General features: G+C 48.1%; 16 protein-coding genes. 3 read left to right on the top strand and 13 right to left on the bottom strand.

What is annotated here, in order from left to right:
• Positions 1-445: 445 nt before the first annotated feature.
• Both V1224_01495 and V1224_01490 read right to left on the bottom strand, forming a co-directional pair.
• The gene (locus tag V1224_01495) at positions 446-1,096 is read right to left on the bottom strand and encodes a hemolysin III family protein (GenBank protein ID WWR16158.1); all 651 of its coding nucleotides are present in this window, start codon (positions 1,094-1,096) and stop codon (positions 446-448) included.
• A 135-nt stretch (positions 1,097-1,231) separates the two neighbouring features.
• The gene (locus V1224_01490; protein WWR16157.1) at positions 1,232-1,501 is read right to left on the bottom strand and encodes a hypothetical protein; all 270 of its coding nucleotides are present in this window, start codon (positions 1,499-1,501) and stop codon (positions 1,232-1,234) included.
• Between the two features lie 166 nt (positions 1,502-1,667).
• Between V1224_01490 and V1224_01485 the strand changes: the two genes are divergently transcribed.
• Positions 1,668-2,312, top strand: a complete 645-nt coding sequence (locus tag V1224_01485; protein ID WWR16156.1) for a GTP pyrophosphokinase family protein — start codon at positions 1,668-1,670, stop codon at positions 2,310-2,312.
• Positions 2,313-2,408: 96 nt separating this feature from the next.
• Here the strand turns inward: V1224_01485 and galE are convergent, their stop codons facing one another.
• The 7 genes from galE to V1224_01450 form a co-directional block, all read right to left on the bottom strand.
• Complete coding sequence (galE, locus tag V1224_01480) at positions 2,409-3,425, bottom strand: UDP-glucose 4-epimerase GalE (protein WWR16155.1); 1,017 nt, start codon at positions 3,423-3,425, stop codon at positions 2,409-2,411.
• A 156-nt stretch (positions 3,426-3,581) separates the two neighbouring features.
• Complete coding sequence (locus V1224_01475; GenBank protein ID WWR16154.1) at positions 3,582-4,811, bottom strand: UDPGP type 1 family protein; 1,230 nt, start codon at positions 4,809-4,811, stop codon at positions 3,582-3,584.
• A gap of 12 nt (positions 4,812-4,823) precedes the next feature.
• Complete coding sequence (locus tag V1224_01470; protein WWR16153.1) at positions 4,824-5,789, bottom strand: leucine-rich repeat protein; 966 nt, start codon at positions 5,787-5,789, stop codon at positions 4,824-4,826.
• 15 nt (positions 5,790-5,804) lie between these two features.
• Positions 5,805-7,319, bottom strand: a complete 1,515-nt coding sequence (locus tag V1224_01465; protein WWR16152.1) for an AAA family ATPase — start codon at positions 7,317-7,319, stop codon at positions 5,805-5,807.
• Positions 7,309-8,619: a VWA-like domain-containing protein gene (locus tag V1224_01460; protein ID WWR16151.1), complete on the bottom strand. Its 1,311-nt coding sequence runs from the start codon at positions 8,617-8,619 to the stop codon at positions 7,309-7,311. The genes V1224_01465 and V1224_01460 overlap by 11 nt, the downstream gene beginning before the upstream one ends.
• On the bottom strand, positions 8,616-8,771 hold the full coding sequence (locus V1224_01455) for a hypothetical protein (protein ID WWR16150.1): 156 nt from the start codon (positions 8,769-8,771) through the stop codon (positions 8,616-8,618). The genes V1224_01460 and V1224_01455 overlap by 4 nt, the downstream gene beginning before the upstream one ends.
• A gap of 33 nt (positions 8,772-8,804) precedes the next feature.
• A complete protein-coding gene (locus tag V1224_01450) occupies positions 8,805-9,860 on the bottom strand; it encodes a DUF3048 domain-containing protein (protein WWR16149.1) in 1,056 nt (351 codons plus the stop codon).
• 172 nt (positions 9,861-10,032) lie between these two features.
• On the opposite strand from V1224_01450, the gene V1224_01445 reads away from it, so the two are divergent.
• Positions 10,033-10,413, top strand: coding sequence for a hypothetical protein (locus V1224_01445; GenBank protein WWR16148.1), 381 nt, complete (start codon positions 10,033-10,035; stop codon positions 10,411-10,413).
• 56 nt (positions 10,414-10,469) lie between these two features.
• On the opposite strand, the gene V1224_01440 is transcribed toward V1224_01445, so the two are convergent.
• The 3 genes from V1224_01440 to V1224_01430 form a co-directional block, all read right to left on the bottom strand.
• Positions 10,470-12,290: a methyl-accepting chemotaxis protein gene (locus tag V1224_01440; protein WWR16147.1), complete on the bottom strand. Its 1,821-nt coding sequence runs from the start codon at positions 12,288-12,290 to the stop codon at positions 10,470-10,472.
• 145 nt (positions 12,291-12,435) lie between these two features.
• Positions 12,436-13,821, bottom strand: coding sequence for a sodium:alanine symporter family protein (locus V1224_01435; GenBank protein WWR16146.1), 1,386 nt, complete (start codon positions 13,819-13,821; stop codon positions 12,436-12,438).
• An 84-nt stretch (positions 13,822-13,905) separates the two neighbouring features.
• Positions 13,906-14,859 carry an AEC family transporter gene (locus V1224_01430; protein ID WWR16145.1) on the bottom strand — a complete coding sequence of 318 codons (954 nt, stop codon included), beginning with the start codon at positions 14,857-14,859 and terminating at the stop codon, positions 13,906-13,908.
• 410 nt (positions 14,860-15,269) lie between these two features.
• Between V1224_01430 and V1224_01425 the strand changes: the two genes are divergently transcribed.
• Entirely contained in the window at positions 15,270-15,674 is a 405-nt protein-coding gene (locus V1224_01425) for an amino acid-binding protein (GenBank protein ID WWR16144.1), read from the top strand.
• Between the two features lie 181 nt (positions 15,675-15,855).
• Here V1224_01425 and V1224_01420 read toward each other — a convergent pair whose 3' ends face one another.
• Positions 15,856-16,152, bottom strand: a complete 297-nt coding sequence (locus V1224_01420) for a hypothetical protein (protein ID WWR16143.1) — start codon at positions 16,150-16,152, stop codon at positions 15,856-15,858.
• Between the last annotated feature and the right edge of the window lie 20 nt (positions 16,153-16,172).

Here is a 16,172-nt window from a genome sequence, read left to right as displayed (position 1 = left end):
TCTATCATTTTTACACACAAATGACAACCGTTGTCACCGGCGGATTACGCCAAATCAATCGCGCTTTTGTAAAAAAACAGCCGACAGAACGAGTCCGTTTTCCGGTTTCTCCATACAGGGCGTTCCCGATCTTCTATATTTGCATAATTATTCCATTTTTGTGCATAATGTATAATTATTATTTTACGTGTTCGTCTATCTTATAATATTTTACCATAACGTTACACTTCATTCATAATTTATTCATATTTAAGTGCTATACTGATTTTAGTTCAAATCGGAAAGTTAATTTATTTCTATGACATAAACAGATAAATTTTTTCATAATAGCCCCGGTACTCTAATTGAGTATCGGGGCACTCCTCATTCTATCGCCATTGATCGACATCATGCAAATATTCCGAAAAACAACAGCCCCGCCGGTCACGGCGAGGCAGCAGATTTCCTATATCACATATCCATACATAAAAACAAAATGGCAGATACTTCCACCCATTACGAATAAATGAAAAATTTCGTGAGAACCAAAATTCGTATGTTTTCCGTTAAAGAGCGGCAGTTTCAGCGCATAGATCACGCCGCCGATCGTATAGACAATACCGCCTGCAAGCAGCCAGAGGAAACCGCTGACAGACAGCACGGCCCAGAGCTGTTTGAATACGAGTACACACACCCAGCCAAGGGCAATATAGATCATGGATGAGAACCACTTCGGGCAGGTGATCCAGAGAACGTTGATTGCCATACCCAGCATCGCAATCCCCCATACAAGCCCCAGAAGTGTCAGACCTGTCTTACCTTGCAGCACAAGCAGGCACACCGGTGTATAGGACCCTGCTATCATCACAAATATCATCATATGGTCAACTTTGCGGAATATTTTCAACGCCCGGTCCGATACGTTGACCGTATGATATGTGGCGCTGGCTCCATACAGCAGGATCATACTGAGTATAAAGATCACCATCGCCCCAAAGCTGTTGCTTCCCGTACTGATTCCTGATTTTATAAGCAGAGGCACCGAGGCAAATACTGCCAGCATCATGCCGATGAAATGTGTGATTGCACTTCCAGGTTCTCTAATCGTAATTTGCATATAATACCTCCCGCCTTTACATCATACGCCTTGTTTTATGATGTAGTTTTCATTACTACTTGTTATATGTTTAATATTACTGTATATTATATGCAATGTCAACAAGAAATACGCATTCATCACGACAAACATCTGTCATCCGTCTTCTTCAATGATCTGTATTTCCAGATAGTCAAAGTCCACCGCCTCCATAAAGCAGTCTTTTGTAAATCTGGCCTTTGCATGACGCTTAAATTCCGCCACGACCGCATCCAGCCAGATCGGCTGTTCGAGGTCAAATTCATAACAGCAGGCCTCCAGCGCATGAAATACTTTATGCGTGCGCGAATCTTCCTCCGGCCGCTCCACGACAGTGTCCCGGAGCATATGACTGTCCTTCCATATTTTGCACCACATACGGAACATATAAAATCCTCCTGTATTTTTTCTATAATTATTCATAAAAACTATTAATATTTTGTGAAAATTGCACATTTTTCAACATTCTATGGTATACTATACATAAAGGCATATTATGGCTGTATGCCGCATACAATAATAGTATTCTGCCATAAACAAACGAGGTATGCAAATGGAATTTAAACCGTCAACCAACAGTGAGATTGACTCTTGGAAGGAAGTCACTTTAATCTATCATTCCGCATTAAAGGAAATCGGAACCAAACTTGAAATCCTTAACGACGAATTTCAGCATGTACATAGATATAACCCGATCGAGCATATCAAATCCCGGTTAAAGGCTCCGGAAAGTATTGTCAAAAAATTAAAGAGACACGGATATGAGTCGACGATTGAAAATATGGTGCGCTATGTGAACGATATAGCCGGCGTACGGGTGATCTGCTCCTTTACATCCGATATTTACCGGATCGCAGAGATTCTCTCCAACCAGAGCGACATTAAGGTACTCTCCGTCAAAGACTATATTAAAACACCTAAGCCAAGCGGCTACAGAAGCTATCATATGATCGTCTCCGTACCAATCTTTCTCTCCGATAAAAGCGCGGACGCCAAAGTCGAGATCCAGATCCGTACGGTAGCCATGGACTTCTGGGCCAGCCTGGAGCATAAGATCAACTATAAATTCGAAGGCAACGCTCCCGTATTTATCAAAAACGAACTGATCGAATGTTCGAAGATCATTTCCGAGCTGGATGACCGTATGTTGTCACTCAACGATCAGGTATTGCAATACAATCAGGGAGAAACACCCTGAAAGACTGAGAAAGAAGAAGTTTCCCGTAGTAAAATAAGACAGGAACCGGATGTAAATCCGTTCCCTGTCTTATTTTTAATTCTGAGTTCTGCCGCCTTATTCCTCATACCCGTCAGGGTTATTTTTCTGCCATCTCCAGGAGTCCTCACACATCTCTTTGATGCCGTATTCCGCTTTCCAGCCAAGCTCCTTTTCCGCTTTGGAAGCGTCAGAATAACAGGTCGCAATGTCTCCCGCACGTCTTTCTTTGATCACATAAGGGATCTTCACTCCGGAAGCCTCTTCAAAATTTTTGACGATGTCAAGCACACTGTATCCGGTTCCTGTGCCCAGGTTATAAATTTCGGTGCCCGGATTCTGGCGGATCTTCTCTACCGCCTTGACATGTCCCTTTGCCAAGTCTACAACATGGATATAATCTCTGACGCCCGTGCCGTCCGGCGTATCATAGTCATTTCCAAAAACACCCAGCTCTTTTAATTTGCCGACTGCCACCTGCGTGATGTAGGGCATCAGATTGTTGGGTATCCCATTCGGGTTTTCTCCGATCGTTCCGCTCTTATGCGCACCGATCGGATTGAAATAACGCAGAAGGATCACATTCCACTCCGGGTCTGCCTTCTGCATGTCCATAAGAATCTGTTCCAGCATGCCTTTCGTCTGTCCATACGGGTTGGTAATACAGCCTTTCGGGCACTCTTCCGTGATCGGGATAAAGGCCGGATTCCCGTATACGGTAGCGGAGGATGAGAAAATAATATTTTTCACCTGATGTTTCCTCATGACATCTACCAGCACCAGCGTGCCGGAGATATTATTGTAATAATATTCCCATGGCTTGGCCACCGACTCACCTACCGCCTTTAATCCTGCAAAATGGATACAGCAGTCAATCGACTCTTTCTCAAAGATCTGCTCCAGTCCTTCTCTGTCCAGAATATCTGTCTGATAAAATGTCACCGGCTTCCCTGTGATCTTCTCCACACGCTTCAGGGATTTCTCGCTGGAATTACTCAAATTGTCCACGACAACGACATCGTAGCCTGCTTCCTGCAGCTCCACCACCGTATGACTTCCAATATAGCCGGCGCCGCCTGTTACCAAGATTGTCATAGCTCCTCCTGTTCCGGAAAGTATTTTCCATTGCCTTTTTCATTTACTGCCATCAGTTTAAATCCGCCCGCCTGTCCGCGCAAGATGTGAATGTTACAGAAACCTGTGAAAATGTTATATGCTGCCCTCCGGGAACATAAGATACCGGCAGCAGCTTTACAGCGAGACCCCGTTTTTCTCCAAAAGCGCTCTGGCGCTCTCCACAGAGTCCGTCCCTGTCCTGTTTTTAATCGGCGCAAACTCTCTCTCCCGGACAACTTCGAATGGCAGACAACTGTCCATCTCATGAATCATATCGAGCACGAGCTGCTCATATTTGTAGCCGTTAGGCTGCCCCGGACTGACAGGCTGTCCTTCCTCATCCAAATAGGAAATCTTCTTCTCAACCACATGCAGCGGCAGATGATGATTCATGATCGCATCCAGATCTTTTACCCGGAAGAGATAGTTTAAGATCACGCCAAAATTATAGGCCGGATCACCTTTTTCGTCTTTCGTACTCATCAGTTCCTCTGTCAGTTCATAATATTCCACGATCGAGGGCCTGCCGTCTTCCAGACACATGACACCTACTTTTTCATCGGGCGCCGCTTTCCTGACAACTTTGGAACCTGACGCACAGTCCGAAGCGATGACGGCGCCGACAAAGCATGGATCAGCGATTCTCTGCAATACATTGTCCACTGCAAACACATTCATCCACTCCACGCCAAGCTCCCGCATCTTCCTGCCCGCGCCGCTCCGCTCCAAAGAAACATACCAGCCGCCGTTGCCATTCGGGGAAGTAGAGATCTTTCCCTTTTCCTCCATATATACTTTTCCGTCGTAATCCGAAGCGGGCGCCATCTCCTGCCGGAAGAAAAAGACAAAGTCTTTATGATAACCAAAGTAATTTTTCTCTTCAAAAAATCTGACAGTTGTGTCATGATTTTTGTCACTCGTCATTACGAAGAACGGAATCCATACACCGCTCATTTTTACAACATCCATTACATTTGCAATAATCCGCTCAAAGATATAGACCGGTTTCGTAAGGCCGATGTCATACATCCCCTTCGGGGCATCGGAACCGAGCCGCGTCCCCATACCGCCGGCAAGCAGGACAGCGCCTATTTTGCCCGCTTTGATTGCCTCCAGACCGATCTGCCGGAACTCTTCTTCCCGCTTCCGTATCTCATCCAGCTCCATCGCCGGCATCGGTGTGATCACACCCCGCTCCCCGTGCCTGCCCTGCTCCTTCTCCCTCGTGGACAATACGGAGAAATCCGTAGCCTCTATCTGCGCAAGCAGCTCTGCCTTCTGTTCTTCGCTCAGCTCATCATAATACCGGAAAACATGGAGCTGTCCATATGTTTCCAACTTCTTGTACGCCTCTTCATACGTCATATCTTTTCCTCCTTATAATTCCAGTGACAGGGAATCAAAAAAACCGCCGCTGCCAAATCTCTCTTCCTTTTCCCGCAGAAGATAAGCCTTCATTTCCGCCAGCTCTGTCCCCATATCGCAGAGCGCCGCGTCGTAATTATGCTCTGTCAGCGCCCCGATGTCCAGCAACAGATCATAATATTCCTTTCGCAGTCCATATTCTTCCTTCACGACCTGCCATGTCTCCTCGTGCTCACAGCCCTTTGTATGGGTACACAGGTAACGGACCAGGATACCGCGCATCTGCTCAGACAGCCCTTTGTCATGCAGCAGGCGCAGCATTGCCAGCCTTGCCTTTCCCCTGCGCTTCTGACTCATATAATGGCCGGGGTCATTTTCCTTGCTGCCGTAGTCTTCCTCCCCGCACAGGAGCATCTTCGAGAATCCTTCGCGGTCCGGCACATATAACAGATGCAGCAGTCTGGCATCCCACTTCTCCAGCCATTGCACACTGCCGGCCTCCGGAAGATCCAGCAGATAAGGCGCATCCAGCTTATGAACTGCGGCGGCCAGCAGGCTGTCGACAAAATCCGCATCCCGGCCGGAAACCGGCGCCGCAGCCCCCGAAGGTCTCCCGGTCCCCAGAACAGCGTCCTCTTCTTCCTGCTCCCGTAAAATGATCCGTTCCAGTTTTTCGCATTGCAGAAACACCCCTCTGCCAAAAGCAACGGGACGTTTCGGCAGGCACAAACTGACAAGCCTGTCACAATAAGCAAATGCCCAGTCGCCGATCTCCGTGACTGCGTCCGGCAGCCACACTTCCTGTACCCGTTTGTTGCTCAAAAATGCCTTTCTGCCGATAGCGGTGACAGCAGCTCCGTCGATCGCTGCCGGCACCTGCGCCGTAATTGCCGTCCCCTTCCACTGCAATACTTTGAGCCCTGCCTCCGTCTCTTCATATTGCAGCGCCTGTTCTCCTTCTACCCATTCCCTGACCATACCTGTCTCTCCGTATCACAGCTCCAGCGCTGCGATCTCCGCCTGCAGTTCCTGTCTGCGCTCCGTGATCATCAGTTCTTCATTATGCCTGTGATAATCCTCACTGCCAAACATACCGATGAATCGTGCACTGTGCTCATTGACTGTCAATTCTGTGACAAAGATCAACATTTCATTGCCATCCGCAAATGCCTCTTCCATAAAGGCAAATAACGAATGCAGCCTCCGGCCCACATTCTCCGTCTCCTCACGCATCGCCGCCACCTGCCTGTGAAACCGTCCTTCAATTCCCGAAAAGCCAACTTCCACATCGGATTCTTTTTGTATCTGTCTTTTCTTCTCATCGAGCAGGAACGCAAGCACTCTCTTTTCTTTCCTGCGGTCCGCCCGGGACAATGCACCGGCTCGCTGCAATGCTTCCATCTTTTTCTCCCGCCGGGCCGCCTGATCGTCCAAAAGCGCCTCCGCAGTCGTGCCGCCTCCCTCTTTCGCCAGCAGCGCTTTTACCGCTTTCAGAGAGACCGTCAGCTCTTTCAGATAATCGGCAGTCTCCATGACCTCACGCATTTCGCTCTGTATCTTGTCGAGCAGCATACCGACAAGAGACAGCCTTTCGTCAAAGGGCGCCTCCTGTGCCCGCACTCTCGCAGATTCGGGCGCATTGCCCGCCAATATTTCGTAAATCTGATAGTCACGCTTATATTTATTGTAGAGATCGTAATAGGCTGCAAATTCTCTGGCAATTTTCTCATTGCGGATATACTGGCTGATGAGTGTCTCGTCCACCTCCATTGCCTCTTCTTCATACATCTGCAATATTTGCGACAGATCTTCCCATCCTCTGGCTGTCACATAAGTCTTGCCCCTGAGACTGGCTTCGATCCGGTAGAAATGTTCTTTCTTCAGTTCCAGATAATTTAAAATCGCACTGTGGATTCCCTGCTCTCCCGCGTATTCCTTCCATGTGCGGTAATCGGCCTCCACATCCAGTACTTTCAGTCTGTCCAAAGTGACCACATCAAATTCACGGACAGATTTATTGTATTCCGGCGGATTTCCCGCTGTCACCACGACCCATCCTTCCGGCACCTGATGTCTGCCGAACACTTTGTACTGCAGAAATTGCAGCATAGACGGAGCCAATGTCTCGGACACACAGTTGATCTCGTCAAGAAAAAGAATGCCCTCCCTGATACCGCTCGCCTCCATTGTCTCATAGACCGAGGCAATAATCTCGCTCATCGTATACTCGGACACATCGACGCTCTTACCGTCATATTCCTTTTTACATATAAACGGCAGTCCGAGCGCCGACTGTCTCGTATGATGCGTCATCGAATAAGACACGAGGGCAAGTCCCAGCTCCTGTGCGATCTGCTCCATGACCGCCGTCTTGCCAATCCCCGGCGCGCCCAGCAGAAAGACCGGTCTCTGACGGACGACCGGAATCCGGTATTCCCCAAACTCATCTTTCTTCAAATATATCCTGATACAGGCCTTGATATAATCTTTTGCCTGCTTAATGTTCATTCTCTTTCTCCTCCTCAAACATATCGTCATATAATGTCACAGCGATCGCCCATGGCGGCGGGTCCTGGCGATTGTCATCTTCGTCAAGAAAGGCGAAGATCACATCATAATCCGGCATTTTCTCCGGATATATCCCATACCCGTCCGTAAAATAAATCAGTCCCCTGAGATTCTCAAACTCGTCCTTCCGCCGCAGCTCATCGATGTACGAAAACACAGGCCGGAAATCCGTAGCTCCGAATCCATGCAGCTTTCCCTCTCTCATAAACAAATCAAAGTCTTCGTCACAGGTGATCTTTGTGTCACTCTGGATCTCATTGTCACACTGGACGATGTGTACATTGATTTTATGAAAAAAATTTTCCGTTCCTTTCAGGATCGAATATGTTTTTCGCAGAAACCCTCTGACTACCGGTCCCCGGCAGGACGCGGAAGTGTCCAGGGCAATGACAAATTCCTTTATTTTATGCTCTTCCTTATATTCCAAAGGTTCCACCAACGGCAGATTGCCATAGACAGATAACCCATACGTGTAATAGACATAGTCAAACTCGTCCTCGTTGATACGGACATCCTCGCCCATTACCGTAAATCTGCGCAGCAGTTCCCCATAATCGTACTTTTCCCTCGTTGCCTCCGCCAGGTTTTTCTCCAGACTTTCGGAACGGTTTTTATCCTGAGAAAATGTCTTCAGATCCGTCTTGACACGCTCGCTGATCTTTTTCCACTGCTCCATTGTCACCGTCAGTTCTTCCTGCCCCCGCCAGTAACTATGAGCGTCTTTATAAAACAATGCCGTCAGCTCCTGACGTTCTAACGGCCCCATCCCATTTAACAGGAAATAACGATAAATTTTTTCTGCCGTCAGTCCTCCGGCATCGATCTTCATCCAGTGCAGCTTGCGCCGGGCTTCTTCGTCCTGCCTCAGGGCAATATCCGGAAAGCCGATCTCCAGTATCGTATTCTCCACTGCCAGATCTGCGGCCATATCCCAATACTCCTGCTCTAATTTATCATACTGAAATCCATGATAAAAAATACAGTGTAGCAGTACATGCAGATACATGTGAGTAATGCTGTTTGGCTCTTCCTGATACTTCTGCAATACAAACACAGGATCATAATACAGATGTCTGCCGTCACAGGCCATACACCCCTGTACCTTTCCCGGCTGCGCAGTCAGTTCTGCCATTGCCGTATCCAGAAAGCGCAGGTGCATGATGATACTGTCACGGGCCAGCTTCATGATCCGCGCCGCCAGCAATTCTATCTTCGTTTCCTTCTCGCTTTTCGCCTTCATATTTCCCCTGTCGCACGCCGCCTTGCGGCTCCTTCCTCCGTGCGTCCTCTGCTTTCCTGTCGGGCGGCATGACTCTTTTCTATTCCGCCCGCCGCGCGGGGCGCACGCCGCCTTGCGGCTCCTTCCTCTGTGCGCCCCTGCGCATAAAACAAGCAGACACGAATGCCTGCCTGTCCTTGTTTTCCTTATGAAAAGTTTACTTTTCTGTCTTTCTGCGCAATCGCAATGTAAGTCTTTCCTTCATTTAACTGAATCTCATTGCCATTGTCATCAAAGTATACAGTCGGCGAATATTCCGCTACTTTTGCCCATGTAACATGGATCACTTTTCCTTTTGTGAAATAATAACCATCCTCCGTGTTGTCCAGATTCTGGAAGCTGAGATACCCTTTCTTGTCGAGCTTGTCCCACTTCGTATTCTGAATGATCACATTGGCAAATGCCAGTTGTTGTCCATTTGCGCCATCCACATGTGCTTTTCCATGGATCGTCTTATTATACAATCCTGTGGAAGGATCATAGGCAAACGCGCTCTTCGTATACGGGAATATCTGTGAGAGGTCGATGTTGTTGGCTGTAGCTGCCGCCTCACCGTACTGCTCCAGTGTATTCACGCCTTCCGCAAATGTAAAATGCTTCGCATTATAAAACTCAGGACGGATCGTCAGTGAATATCCCTGCTGGCCAGCTGCTTTGACAATACCGTTTCCGCTGATATAGGCATTATGAGGCGCTTTCCGGTCAGACGTCCGGAAAAATGCACCTGCGCCAGGCGCTGCACCGCCCACACCATACTCATAAGTACCGGAAATATTGTTGATGTCCGGCAACGAGATACGGTCCTTCATATAGACAACACCGCCGAAATGGATGAGAATCGGGTCCCACTCCGTAGCCTGCGGGATATAGTAAGCACGACAGCTTCTGATATTACCGATCTTGGAAAGCCCCTGCCAGTCATCAATGACTGCCATCTGGCGGGAGATGTCTCCTTCCTCCATAATCTCGTATAAAATTTTTGCATGGCTGATACCATAAGAGGGCTGTGCTACCTTGTCGGTCGGCATCATCACAGCGATCGGGCGGGTCAATGCCTGTTCCTGCGAGATCACCTCATTCGTATATACGCTTCGAATCTCTTCTGCCTGTACTTTTCCTGCCGGCACCAGCGCTGTCACAGTCGCCGTTACGGTCAGCAGAGAAATCATTCTTGCCAGTTTCTGGAGCTTCATAATATCCATCCTTTCTTTCCTGTCGGGTATGTATCCAGACCCTTTGTTCTTCGCGATGTTCCTTATCAGTATAACCATATTTCGTCACACCGTCAAACCTTTTTCATATCATAAATAAAGTATGTATTTAGGAGCGATTATGGAAGGTTTTTTTGAGCAACCAATAGAACAAACGGAAAGAATGGATGAGATGACCAGCGCGGAAGAAATCCACGTCTGCGGCAGAGACTGCGACTGCTGTGACAACAGGTTTGATCCCTCTGCATGCAGCAACGTATTTTATCAGACTGACCTTGTAAGTGTACCGGTAAAAGTAGTGCCCTTTGCAAAAGCAGGCCCCTGTACGACAGTTTGCTGCGGTTCCCCGGTAATTACCGCAGGCGATACGTGTCAGGGCGAAATAGACCAAGTATGTGAGTTCACGATCACGCAGAAACTCTGCATCAAACTTCCTCTGCATTTTGGCGCCGCCGTCAAAGTCGACCACGCAAAAGTACAGTGCGGCAGTGTATCAGAAACGGAATGCGACTGCAAAAATCCATGTATCCGTAAATGTGACTGATCTTTCATGACTTTTGCCGCCTCCGGCCCCCCTGCCGGGAGGCGGCATCTTACAGATTATAATTTGAATTTCTCCGTCTCTTCATGCTGACGCTGGCTCAATGTCACGAGCTGCATCGTATCGTTTGTACATTCCTTGATCGTCTGCGACAGCAGCGACATGCTCGCACTTGTCTCTTCCGTGGAAGCTGCGTTCTCTTCCACGACACTGGCCAGACTGTTGGCCGAGTCCGTCACGATCTGCTTCAGAGAGTCCAGTTTCTCTGTCTGCTCACCAATCTCTTTGGAAACCGTCTCCACGGAACTGATCTCACCGTACAGATTGTTGAACGCTGTTCCCGTTTCATCAAGCTGTCGGCGTTGTTCCTTCACATTGGAAGTTACCTGCTGCATTTTATTGACTGAAATTGCCACATTGTTCGTCAATTCCTTCACAATCGTCTCGATCTCCTGCGCACTGCTGGAAGATTCTTCCGAAAGACTTCTGATCTCTTCCGCTACCACGGCAAAGCCTCTGCCTGCTTCTCCGGCTCTGGCTGCCTCTATGCTGGCATTCAGCGATAACAGATTTGTCTGAGCCGCCAATCCTTTGATAATCTCCACCGCTTTGTTGATACTTACCGCAGACTCATTATTTTTACCTGTCTGTTCCGATACAATGCCGATCGCGTCAATCGTGACATCCGTAATTTTATCCAGTTCTTTGATCCGTTGGAGTGCCTCCGTCGAATATTTCATCATGGCGCCCACGGACTCTTCCAGTTTATACACACCGCCACGCTCTATCTCAATTACATTGCCGAGCTCGACGATTTTTTCGTTCACTGTCTGTGTATCCCCGGCCTGATTGGTAGCGCCCTCTGCCAGTTCTTCAATCGCCTTATTGGCATTCCTGATACTGTCGGAAATATATTCAAATTTTTCACTGAACCGCTCACTGCTCCGGTTCAACTCATCTCCGGTATGAACAACATTGCCCAGCATACCGGTAAGCGCCGCTCTGACATCCTCCAGCGAACGGGCCATCGCTCCGATTTCATCGGCGCGCCTAAGCAGTTTGCCGTCAACCTGAAAACGCATGTCTCCGGTCGCCGCCTGCCGCAGATTGACCTCCACTTTCTTAATGCCGCCTGTGATCCGGATGCCGCCCAGCGCAGCAACTACCAGCGCAACCACCAGAATTACAACGGCTGTCAGTCCATAGACCTTAACCATCTGATCGAAATGGCTCTGGATTTCTTCCTGCGCGACGACGATCTGCGCTTCCATATCATCCACATAGTTCCCGGTGGCGATCGCCCATCCCCACGGCTCAAACAGCTCGGAATATGCCACTTTCGGCGCCACTGTCACACCGTCTGATTTTGTAAAATAAAAAGAATTGTATCCGCCGCCTGCCTTTGCAGCAGATACAACATTCTGCGTGACTTTGACCCCATTCTGGTCTGTCATGTCATAACGGTTGTCGCCTTCCTGCTCTGTCAGGATCGGATGCATTACAAGAATATAATCCACCCCGTCAATCCACAGATAGCCCGAGCCATCATCCCGGTAACGCATACTGCGGACGGCTTCTTTGGCGAGTTCCTTCGCCTCTTCCTCCGTCAGTTCCCCGTTCTGGCACATATCATAATATCTCTGTACCGCCGCCAGCGCTGCCTGTACCTGAGATTTGATCTCCATATGATAGCCTTCTGTCATCGCTTCTTCATACTGTTTTGTAGAGGTCTCCATCGACTGGTTCAGAAAATAAATTCCCAGCCCTCCCAAACATACCGCCGGAATGGTGATCATAATAAAAATAATCATGATCAGCATGACCGTCAGACTGCGAAACCCCTTCAATTTCCCTGTTCTTTTCGTTGCCCCTGTTTCCACACCTCATCCCACCTTCCGATTTTTCTGACAATTCGATTCTTTTATTATACACTTTTGTCGAATAAAGTCAATGAAAAGGCGAAATAAATATGGATATTTTGAATAATTTTTGTTTTATTATCGATTATGTTTTTATGGATTTTATCTAATTTTGTTGATTTTTCCTTATTTTGTCCTCATAGGAGCGCATATCTGCGCACACAACACCAGCCAATAAGAGAACGCCTGTCAGATTGGGAACCGCCATCAGCGCATTCATAATATCCGAAAAATCCCACACTGCCTCAAGCGTGCAGACCGCGCCTGCAAAGGTAATCAGCGCATAAATAAACCGGTAGCAAAGGCAGTATTTCCTCTTTCTCACAAGGTACTCAAATGCCCTCTCTCCCTGATATTCCCATGCAATAATTGTGGCAAATGCAAACAATGTGATGCCGACACTGACAAAACATCCACCCATCCTGCCAAATACGGTGGAAAAGGCGGCGATCGTCAACGCCGTTCCTGTGAGCATCACCCCTTTATCATCTGTCATTCCAAGCACTCCCGAACAGACAATCGCCAGTCCGGTCAGTGTACAGATGACGATCGTATCAAAAAACACTCCCGTCATACTGATATATCCCTGTCGCACCGGACTGTCCGTATGCGCGGCTGCCGCGGTGATCCCTCCGGCGCCAAGACCTGCCTCATTGGAAAACACGCCCCGCGATACGCCCCACCGTATGGCGCTCTGCATCGTGATCACTGCCGTACCGCCTGCGCCGCCCACTGCCGCTTCTGTGGAAAAGGCCGAACGTATAATTTCCATGAGCCCTCCCGGAAGCTGTTCCCAATGGGAAATGATCACTGCCCCGGAACCCGCAATATAAAAAATCGCCATGCAGGGCACCAGATACAGTGCAAACTTAGAGATTGAACGGATCCCTCCAAGTACTGTCAAAATGACCACTATTGTCAGAATCAGGCCAATTTTTGCCTTCGATATGCCAAATGTCTCATTGAGGGAAGAAGCGATAGAATTTGACTGCGTCATATTACCCATACCAAAGGAGGCAAACACCGCAAAGACTGCAAACAAGCCGCCCAGCAGGCTTCCGAGCCATCTACAGGGGATTGCTCTTTGCAGTGTATACATAGGACCGCCGACCAGACTGCCGCTTCCGTTTCTCACCCGGTACTTTACCGACAGCATACTCTCCGCAAATTTTGTGGATAATCCGGCGACGGCTGCTGCGATCATCCACAGCAGTGCACCCGGACCGCCCAGTACCATGGCTGTTGCCACCCCAACGATATTCCCCGTTCCGATCGTTGCGGCCAGTTCCGTTGTCAGGGAAGCCAGAGGAGAAATTTCTCCGGACTGCCCGCTCCCCTTCTCCCGGCCAATCACACATCGCAGCGCATATCCCAGATTGCGGATCGGCAAAAAACGCAGACGTATGAGAAGATACAGACCGGTGCCCAGCATAAAACCAAGCATTCCCGGTCCCCATACGACTGCGTCTGTCCGCCTTAAAAATTCTGTCATTTATGTATTCTCCCGTATGATCGGCAGCCTTGCCCTCTTACAGGAACTATATGAATGGAGAATAACGTTTATTCCGTTTTCTCATTACTGAAACAGCATCGCCAGCAGAGGAATCGTCACCATTGACGCCAGTGTGGTGATAAAGGTCCCCTGTGCCATCAGTTTCTCGTCAGCTTTATACTGAAGACAGAGCATTGTTCCGTTCGTTGCCACCGGCATGGCAGAGATGATTACACATACGCCCAGAAGCAGCGTATCCGTCACAAAGTTTCGGTAAATGACATAGACAAGCAGGGGAAGGAGAAGCAGCCGGAAGGCTGCAAACAGATAGACTCTGCCATTGCTGAACATTTCCCGGACAGGCATCTCCGCCAGGGAGGAACCGATAATCATCAATGCTGCCGGCGTCGTGATATTGCCGAGCATTTCACATGTTTCTCCGATCATGGCCGGAGCCTTCCAGCCGGTAAAAGCAAGTAAAATAGCAAGTACCGCTGAAATCAGACAGGGTGTCAGAAAGGTTTTCAGCGAGATTGCGGCTCTCTCCATCGTATCGCCATCCTTTCCGGCCGATAGTGCCGCGCTCTTCTGAATAAAAATAGCGCCGATCGAATAGACGAGAAAATTAAACGGCAGATTAAACACACACGTATAAAATACGGCTCTGTCTCCGAAAATTGCCTGTGTGACCGGATAACCGATAAAACCGACATTGGCAAATGTTACCATAAACTGATAGATGCCCCTTTGCTGCCTGCTGGCTCCGATCAGCCGCGGTACGACAAATGCTGCCAGCACCAATACAAAATAGCTGGAAAGAGCCACTGCAAACAGTCCCAATATCTGTGACGCATCCGGCAGACTGTCCTGATTGAGGACCGACGAGAGCGTAATGCCGGGAATTGCCACATTCAGCACCAGTTTCGTCACCTGAATCCGCGCTTCTTTTCCGAAAATACCCCGTTTACATGTGAGATAACCGATGACGATAATCAGAAAAAGCTCCGCCATCTTACTGAAAACATATAAAAAATCCATAATGTACCCCCTCTGTCTTTTATTCCTCTGTCGTGCTCTCCGGCTGCCGGAACATCAGCCGCATCGAATCCCATCTATTACTATATATACACCACTCCGCCTGCAGTTTGCAAGCTATTGGAAAAAACAAAATGATATGCTATAATATGCCCGAAAGCAATGAGCAGTGCGAAAAAAGCCAGTTCAGAAAATATGTCGTACTTGTACGTAAATATTTTCTGAAATGACTTTTTTCATAGGGCGACAGCCCGTGAGCACGAAACCGCGATGCGGATTCGTGCGGCACTGCTCACTTTTATGCACGAAGTCGCATCGTGGTTTCGTGCGCCACTGCTCACTTTTATGCACGAAGTCGCATCGTGGTTTCGTGCAAATCCTGGCCAATTTACCGATCAAGGAGGGTTAATTTTATGTTAAAACAAGTTTCAATTTTTGCTGAAAACAAAAAGGGGACTTTCCGCTCAATTACTGAAATCCTGCAGCGAGAAGACATCAACATTCTCGGCTCCGCCACTATAGACGGCGTCGATTTCGGGACAGTGCGCATGATCGTATCCGACACGGAAAAGGCGCTTGCCGCGCTCAAGGAAGCCGGTTTCCTGTGCAGAGCCACCAATATTATCGGTGTGGAAGTAGAGGATAAGACAGGCAGCCTGAATTATCTGCTGCAGGAGCTCTCCTATGGAAACATCAATCTCGATTACACATATCTGTGTTTTAACCGGGAAACGGGAATGCCAATCATCATCCTTCATACGGACGATATTTACGAAGTCGAAAATCATCTCAAATCAAAAGGATTCGCCGTTCAATAAGCGAATCCTTTTCTTTTTTCTCAATGCCTTGAGAATCTTTCTCAAATTACAGTTGTTATTTTATTGCAATTTTTCCTGCAAATTCCAGTTCGGGACAGTCCAAAATGACTGTAAAAATTCCCGAAAATTATATCAATATTTCATTTCCCTGTTTTCCTTACAACAGAGTAAAATCTACTGATCATTCCTCATCCACCTTTTGATAACGGGTAAAAATCTTATCTTTTCCACACACATGCCTTGTCCCGTCTTCGTCGACAATAATATAATCTCCCTCTTCAATAAACGTTCTGCCACGGCGGTGTTTGATATAAGGACATACAATCGAACCATCTTCTCTCTGCATCTTTACCAGAAGATCTGTGACCGTCCAGCCCTTTGTCACGACATCCGACAACAGCTCAAATCCGTCTTCCATCTCTTTATTCTGTTCATACTCATATACTTCGGCAAGAAGCCCTACTCTGCAACATTTCATAACATTTGCCTCCTTTGATC

It is taken from the genome of Lachnospiraceae bacterium JLR.KK008 (assembly GCA_037015955.1).
GTDB lineage: Bacteria > Bacillota > Clostridia > Lachnospirales > Lachnospiraceae > VSOB01.
The sequence above is the reverse complement of the archived record's forward strand: the minus strand, read 5'-3'. Positions and strand labels throughout refer to the sequence as shown.